Source organism: Caulobacter sp. 602-2, from assembly GCF_011043625.1.
Classification (GTDB): domain Bacteria; phylum Pseudomonadota; class Alphaproteobacteria; order Caulobacterales; family Caulobacteraceae; genus Caulobacter.
The window spans coordinates 81,938-89,323 of record NZ_JAAKGT010000016.1; the positions used below are offsets into that span (position 1 = coordinate 81,938).

A 7,386-nucleotide genomic window follows, 5' to 3' on the forward strand; every position below is an offset into this window, starting at 1 on the left:
TAACCGGTCCCGTAAACGGATCCGAAGCGCAGCGGCCGAAAATGGATAGCGGCCAACCGGTCGTCGCGCTTCATGTTTGAAACGAGCTCGTGATCCCGCCGGATGGCCTCGGCGGGCGAGCATCGAGGCGAAGACGATGGCGGACGACGCAGGCATCATCAATCAGGTCTTGACCGAGACCTCCTTCCTCTACGGCGCGAACGCCGCATTCGTTGAGGATCTCTACGCCCAGTGGGCGGAGAACCCCGGGTCGGTCGAGCCCTCTTGGAACGCCTTCTTCTCCTCGCTGGCCGAGCAGGCCGATCAGGTCAAGCGCGCCGCCAAGGACCCGGCCTGGACGCCCAAGAGCGTTCCCACCGCCCGTCCCGACTGGCTTTCGGCGCTTGACGGCCAGTGGGCCAGCGTCGCCCCCGCCGTCGAAGCCAAGATCTCCAAGGCCGTCGAGGCCAAGGCTCCCGGCGCTTCCGCCGAAGCCGTCCGCGCCGCCACGCTGGACAGCCTGCGCGCCATCATGATGATCCGGGCCTACCGGATGCGCGGCCACCTCGCCGCCAACCTCGACCCGCTGGGCCTGGATCCCGCCAAGGACGCCAGCGAGCTCGACCCGGCCACCTACGGCTTCGCCGAGGCCGACTACGACCGTCCGATCTTCCTCGACTTCGTGCTGGGTCTGGAGACCGCCACGATCCGCGAGATCCTGTCGATCCTACGCCGCACCTACTGCGGCAACGTCGGCGTCCAGTACATGCACATCTCCGACCCGGCCGAGAAGGCCTGGCTGCAGGAGCGCATCGAGGGCCGCGACAAGGAAATCACCTTCACCAAGGAAGGCAAGGTCGCCATCCTCAAGAAGCTGGTCGAGGCCGAAGGCTTCGAGCGCTTCCTGCACAAGCGTTTCCCCGGCACCAAGCGCTTCGGCCTCGACGGCGGCGAAGCCATGGTCCCGGCCATGGAACAGATCATCAAGCGCGGCGGTTCGCTGGGCGTGAAGGACATCGTCCTGGGCATGCCGCACCGCGGCCGCCTGAACGTGCTGGCCGCCGTGATGGGCAAGCCCTACCACGTGATCTTCCACGAATTCCAAGGCGGCTCGTCGGTGCCCTCGGACGTCGAGGGTTCGGGCGACGTGAAGTACCACATGGGCGCCTCGTCGGACCGTGAGTTCGACGACAACAAGGTCCACCTGTCGCTGACCGCCAACCCGTCGCACCTGGAAATCGTCAACCCGGTCGTGATCGGCAAGGCCCGCGCCAAGCAGGCCTTCACCCTGCGCGAACAGCCGGACGCCGGCCGCGGCCACGTGCTGCCGCTGCTGCTGCACGGCGACGCGGCCTTCGCCGGCCAGGGCGTCGTGGCCGAGTGCTTCACCCTGTCGGGCCTGAAGGGCTACCGCACGGGCGGCACCATCCACTTCATCGTCAACAACCAGATCGGCTTCACTACCAGCCCGCGCTACTCGCGCAGCTCGCCCTACCCGAGCGACATGGCGCTGATGGTCGAGGCCCCGATCTTCCACGTGAACGGCGACGATCCCGAAGCCGTGGTGTTCGCGGCCAAGATCGCCACCGAATATCGCCAGATGTTCGGCAAGGACGTGGTCATCGACATGGTCTGCTACCGTCGCTTCGGCCACAACGAAGGCGACGATCCGACCATGACGTCGCCGCTGATGTACGCGAAGATCAAGGGCCACCCCTCGACCCGCGAACTGTACGCCAACCGCCTGATCGCCGAAGGCCTGGTCACCCAGGCCGAGTCCGACGGCTGGGTCGGCGAATTCGAGACCTTCCTCGACAAGGAATTCGAGGCCGGCAAGAGCTACAAGGCCAACAAGGCCGACTGGCTGGACGGCAAGTGGAAGGGCCTGGCCCAGCCGGGCGACGAAGAGCGTCGCGGCAAGACCGACGTTCCGCTCGCCAAGCTGCAGGAACTGGGCGCCAAGATCACGGCGATCCCGGAGCGCATCGAGGCCCACAAGACCGTCAAGCGCGCCATCGAGAACCGTCGCGACGCCATCAGCAAGGGCGAAGGCCTCGACTGGGGCACGGCCGAGCACCTGGCGTTCGCCACCCTGCTCGACGAAGGCTTCCCGGTCCGCCTGTCGGGCCAGGACTCGGTCCGCGGCACCTTCACCCAGCGCCACTCCGACGTCATCGACCAGAAGACCGAAGAGCACTACACGCCGCTGAACAACATCCGCGCCGGCCAGGCCAACTACGAAGTCATCGACTCGGCCCTGTCGGAAGAGGCGGTGCTGGGCTTCGAGTACGGCTTCTCGCTGGCCGACCCGAACACCCTGACCCTGTGGGAAGGCCAGTTCGGCGACTTCGTGAACGGCGCCCAGGTGGTGATCGACCAGTTCATCAGCTCGGGCGAACGCAAGTGGCTGCGGATGAGCGGCCTCGTGATGCTGCTGCCGCACGGCTACGAAGGCCAGGGCCCCGAGCACAGCTCGGCGCGCCTCGAGCGCTTCCTGCAGTCGTGCGCGGAAGACAACATGCAGGTCGTCAACTGCACCACGCCGGCCAACTACTTCCACGCCCTGCGTCGCCAGATGCACCGTGAGTACCGCAAGCCGCTGATCGTGATGTCGCCCAAGAGCCTGCTGCGCCACAAGCGCGCCGTCTCGAACCTGTCGGACCTGGCCGAAGGCACCGCCTTCCACCGCGTGATGGTGGACGGCGCCGAAGCCGGCTGCGACGTCGGCGGGATCACGCTGAAGAGCGACGATCAGATCAAGCGCGTCATCATGTGCTCGGGCAAGGTCTACTTCGACCTCGTGGACCAGCGCGCCAAGAGCGGCCGCGACGACGTCTACATCCTGCGCCTGGAGCAGTTCTATCCGTGGCCGATGAAGTCGGTCATGGGCGTCCTGAACCGCTTCAAGAACGCCGAACTGGTGTGGGTGCAGGAAGAGCCGAAGAACATGGGCGGCTGGACCTTCGTCGATCCGTGGATCGAGCTGACCCTCGACAAGATGGACGTCAAGGCCAAGCGGGCCCGCTACGTGGGCCGTCCGGCCAGCGCCTCGACCGCCGCCGGCCTGATGAGCCGCCACCTCAAGGAGCTCGAAGCCTTCCTCACCGAAGCCTTCGCCTAAGAGCACCAACCTTCAAGCCGCCGCGTCCTCGGACTTGTTCGATGGGCGCGGCGGCCTAAGTTCGTTTAGACCCCGACCGCCAGATCAAAGAGACATCGGAACCTGACATGGCCGACATCATGACCCCCGCCCTGGGCGAATCCGTCACCGAAGCGACGGTCGCCCGCTGGACCAAGAAGGCCGGGGAGGCCGTGAAGAAGGACGAGCTGCTCGTCGAGCTGGAAACCGACAAGGTCAGCCTCGAAGTCGTCTCGCCGGCCGACGGCGTCCTGGCCGCGATCAGCGCCGAAGAAGGCGCCACCGTCGTTCCGGGCACGGTCCTGGGCGTGGTGACCGAAGGCGCGACCGCCTCGGCCGCTCCGGCCGCCGCCGCTCCGGCTCCGGCCGCTGCTCCGGCTCCCGCCCCGGCCCCGGCGCCCGCCGCCGCGGCTCCGGCCGCCCCGGCCGCCGCTCCGGTCAGCCCGGCCCCGGCCCGCGTCGCCGCCGAGAACAACCTCGACCTGTCGAAGGTCGTCGGCACCGGCAAGGACGGCCGCGTGACCAAGGGCGACGCTCTCGCCGCCCTGGAAGCCCGCGCCGCCGCTCCGGCTCCGGCCGCCGCTCCGGCCGCGCCGCGCGCCCTGCACGAGCGCGAAGAGCGCGTGAAGATGACGCGCCTGCGTCAGACGATCGCCCGCCGCCTGAAGGAAGCCCAGAACACCGCCGCCATGCTGACGACCTTCAACGAGGTCGACATGAGCGCGGTCATGGCCCTGCGCGCCCAGTACAAGGACGTGTTCGAAAAGCGTCACGGCGTGAAGCTGGGCTTCATGTCGTTCTTCACCAAGGCTGTCGTGGCCGCGCTGAAGGCGATCCCGGACGTCAACGCCGAGATCGACGGCCAGGACGTGATCTACAAGAACCACTACGACATCGGCGTCGCCGTCGGCACCGACAAGGGCCTGGTGGTTCCGGTCGTGCGTGACGCCGACGTGCTGAACCTGGCCGAGATCGAAAAGACCATCGGCGACCTCGGCAAGAAGGCCCGCACCGGCGGCCTGGCCATCGAGGACATGCAGGGCGGCACCTTCACGATCACCAACGGCGGCATCTACGGCTCGCTGATGTCGACCCCGATCCTGAACGCGCCGCAGTCGGGCATCCTGGGCATGCACGCGATCAAGGAACGCGCCATGGTCATCAACGGCAAGATCGAGATCCGTCCGATGATGTACCTGGCCCTGTCGTACGACCACCGCGTCGTCGACGGCGCCGGCGCCGTGACCTTCCTGGTCAAGGTCAAGGAAGCCCTGGAAGACCCGCAGCGCCTGCTGCTGGACCTGTAAGGTCTGGTCATCCCAGAACGACGAAGGGGCCGCGAAAGCGGCCCCTTTTTCTTTGCCTGAAATCCTCCCCCGCTGGGGGAGGTGGCCCGGAGGGCCGGAGGGGGCCAGCGCGGCGGCCGGACCCCCTCAGTCGCTCCGCGACAGCTCCCCCAGAGGGGGAGCACCTTCAAAAGTCACTCCGCATCCCACCGGAACGCCGCGTCGATCCAGTCGCCGATGCGGCCGTCCGGGCGGGCCAGGGCGTAGACCGCCGCCATCTCCTCATCCGTCAGCGTGAAATCGAAGATCGCGAAGTTCTCGGCCAGGCGGGCGGGGTTCTTGGTGCGCGGGATGGTGACCACGCCCTGCTGCACCTGCCAGCGCAGGGTGACCTGGCCGGGGGTTTTGCCGTACTTGTCGCCGATCGCCTTCAGCACGGGATCGTCGCCGACCTTGCCCTGGGCCAGGGGCGACCAGGCGGTGATCGAGGCGCCCAGCTTGTCGGCGACAGCCCGCAGGGTCTTCTGCGACAGGTAGGGGTGGTACTCGACCTGGTTGGTGGCCAGCGGGGCCTCCGACAGCCTGGCCGCTTCCTCCCACAGCGCCGAGGGGAAGTTCGACAGGCCGATCGCCCGCGTGCGGCCGTCGGCCTTCACCGCGTTCAGGGCGGCGATGGTCTCGGCCAGGGCCGGCTTGGGCTTGGGCCAGTGCAGCAGCAGCAGGTCGACCTGGTCGACGCGCAGCTTCTTCAGGCTCTCGTCGACCGAGCGCTGCAGATCGCCCTCGGCGAACTTGTCGATCCACACCTTGGTGGTGACGAAGATCTCGTCGCGGGGCACGCCAGTCGCCGCCAGGGCCGCGCCGACGTCCTGCTCGTTGCCGTAGATCTGGGCGGTGTCGACGTGGCGATAGCCGAGCTCCAGCGCCTTCTCGGTCACGCCCTGGGCCAGGCCGTTCTCCAGCTGGTAGGTGCCCAGGCCGATGGCGGGGATCTCGACGTCGCCCGAACGGACGCCGGGGGTGGGGTTCGACATGGAAAGCTCCGCAAAATCTGGTCAGCCGGATATAGGCGCCGCGCCCAGCTTCGCCAGCCGAAGTTGCAGATGCTGCAGGCCGGTCAGCAGCAGCGTGAGCGCGTAGAAGCCGGCCGACATCACGACCATGGTCACGAGAACGGCGGGATAGCCGCGCTTGGCCACGTCGAGGAACGGATACGGATAGAAGCCCGAGACCGCCCCGTGCAGCAGCGTCCAGACGCCGAAGGCGGCGGGGAAGACCAGCGCCTTCCAGGCCTGGCTCCAGCGCGCGGTCTCGCGGGGCGGGACCGCCAGCAGGTCGGCCAGGTAGAGCAGCGGGGCCGCCGTGTGCAGCAGGGTGTCGGCGACCCACTGCCAGCCCTTGGGGTCCCACAGCCCTGCCAGCAGCCAGTGATAGATCGCGCCGGTCACGGCGATGTAGACGCCGACCGCCACGCGGGTCCCCGCGCGTCGCGCCCACCCCGCCAGCCGCGATCCCGGCGCCAGGCCCGACAAGGCCAGCACCAGCCCGACGGCGATGTTGCTGAGGATGGTGAAGTAGCTGAAGAACCGCACGGTCGAGACCGCGGCCCGGGCGGCGTCCTCGCCCGCCACCATCAGGGCGTACTGCAGCACGACGCCGAACCAGACGACGCCGGCGGCGATCAGGCGCCAGGGGCGGATGCGATCAGGCCCGCTGGTCATGGGCCTTGAGCACCTTCTTCGGCACGCAGGCGCGCCAGTGGCGCTCGAGCAGGCGCATGACCGTTCCGGCCTCCGCCGCCGACAGCCGCGCCAGCACCATGGGATAGTTGCGATAGTGGTCGGTGAAATAGAAGGCCTCGGGCGCGGCCTCGATCAGCATCTCGCGCTCGTCGAACGGCACGCCGGGCAGGACCAGGCTGTCGCCGTCCTCCTTCAGCCGGGTCAGGAACTTGCCGTTCGCCTTGAGGCAGGGATAGCCATAGGACGTCCCGTCCGCGACCAGCGGCAAGGCGAAAGCAAAGGCGCGGACCTCGTCATAGGTGATGGGCATGGGCGAAGCTTCCTTTCCGCGACTATAGAGGGACCATGAGCGCGGAAAACACCCTGAAGACGCCGATCCTTGTGCTGGGCGCCACCAGCCTGATCGGGACGTTCCTGATGGACCGGCTGCAGGCCGCCGGCCACGAGCCGATGGGCCTGTCGCGGAGACCTCCGGGTGGAGACGCCTGCTGGATCGACGCCGACCTCAAGGGCGAGGACCTGGCCGAACAGCTGCCCGGCGCGGCCACGGTGTTCTCGCTGTCGCCGATCTGGCTGCTGCCTGACGTGCTGCCGCTCTTGCAGGCGCGCGGCATGAAGCGCCTGGTGGCCTTCTCCTCGACCAGCCGCTTCACCAAGGAAACCTCGCCCGAGGCCTCCGAGCGCGCCGTGGCCAAGGCCCTGGCCGACGCCGAGGACGCCGTCGAGGCCTTCTGCCGGGAACACGGCGTGGCCTGGACGATCCTGCGCCCGACCCTGATCTATGCCGAAGGCCGCGACGGCAATGTCAGCCGCCTGGCAGGCCTGATCCGCCGCTTCAAGGTGTTGCCGCTGTCAGGGATGGGCGAGGGCCTGCGCCAGCCGGTCCACGCCGACGACCTGGCGGCCGGCGCCATCGCCGCCGCCACGGCGCCCGCCGCCCGCGACCGCGCCTACGCCCTGGTGGGCGGCGAGACCCTGCCCTATCGCGAGATGGCCCGCCGGGTGTTCGAGGGCCTGGGCCGCCGTCCGGCGATCCTGGTTTTGCCGCCCTGGCTGTTCGGCCTGCTCCTGACCCTGGCCCGCCCGTTCTTCCCTGGCGCCACGGCGGCCATGGGCGCGCGCATGAGCCAGGACCTGACGTTCGACTCGTCGGACGCGGTCAGGGATTTCGGATGGGCGCCGAGGGATTTCAGGCCGCGGTTCTGACCCCCTCCGGCCCTCCGGGCCACCTCCCCCAAAG

General features: G+C 68.4%; 6 protein-coding genes. 3 read left to right on the top strand and 3 right to left on the bottom strand.

Going from position 1 to position 7,386, the window contains the following annotated elements:
* The first annotated feature begins 136 nt into the window (after window positions 1–136).
* Both G5B46_RS22470 and odhB read left to right on the top strand, forming a co-directional pair.
* Window positions 137–3,100, top strand: coding sequence for a 2-oxoglutarate dehydrogenase E1 component (locus G5B46_RS22470; RefSeq protein WP_165262639.1), 2,964 nt, complete (start codon window positions 137–139; stop codon window positions 3,098–3,100).
* 107 nt (window positions 3,101–3,207) lie between these two features.
* Window positions 3,208–4,425 (top strand): 2-oxoglutarate dehydrogenase complex dihydrolipoyllysine-residue succinyltransferase, encoded by a 1,218-nt coding sequence (gene odhB / locus G5B46_RS22475; protein WP_165262641.1) that lies wholly within the window; start codon window positions 3,208–3,210, stop codon window positions 4,423–4,425.
* Window positions 4,426–4,598: 173 nt separating this feature from the next.
* On the opposite strand, the gene G5B46_RS22480 is transcribed toward odhB, so the two are convergent.
* The 3 genes from G5B46_RS22480 to G5B46_RS22490 are packed head-to-tail and all read right to left on the bottom strand — an operon-like array spanning window position 4,599 to window position 6,456.
* Complete coding sequence (locus G5B46_RS22480; protein WP_165262643.1) at window positions 4,599–5,438, bottom strand: aldo/keto reductase; 840 nt, start codon at window positions 5,436–5,438, stop codon at window positions 4,599–4,601.
* Window positions 5,439–5,459: 21 nt separating this feature from the next.
* A complete protein-coding gene (locus G5B46_RS22485; protein ID WP_165262645.1) occupies window positions 5,460–6,125 on the bottom strand; it encodes a Pr6Pr family membrane protein in 666 nt (221 codons plus the stop codon).
* Window positions 6,109–6,456 (bottom strand): MmcQ/YjbR family DNA-binding protein, encoded by a 348-nt coding sequence (locus G5B46_RS22490; RefSeq protein WP_165262647.1) that lies wholly within the window; start codon window positions 6,454–6,456, stop codon window positions 6,109–6,111. Before G5B46_RS22490 ends, G5B46_RS22485 begins: the two co-directional genes overlap by 17 nt.
* Window positions 6,457–6,491: 35 nt before the next feature.
* On the opposite strand from G5B46_RS22490, the gene G5B46_RS22495 reads away from it, so the two are divergent.
* The gene (locus tag G5B46_RS22495) at window positions 6,492–7,352 is read left to right on the top strand and encodes an NAD-dependent epimerase/dehydratase family protein (protein WP_165262649.1); all 861 of its coding nucleotides are present in this window, start codon (window positions 6,492–6,494) and stop codon (window positions 7,350–7,352) included.
* Window positions 7,353–7,386 lie beyond the last annotated feature (34 nt).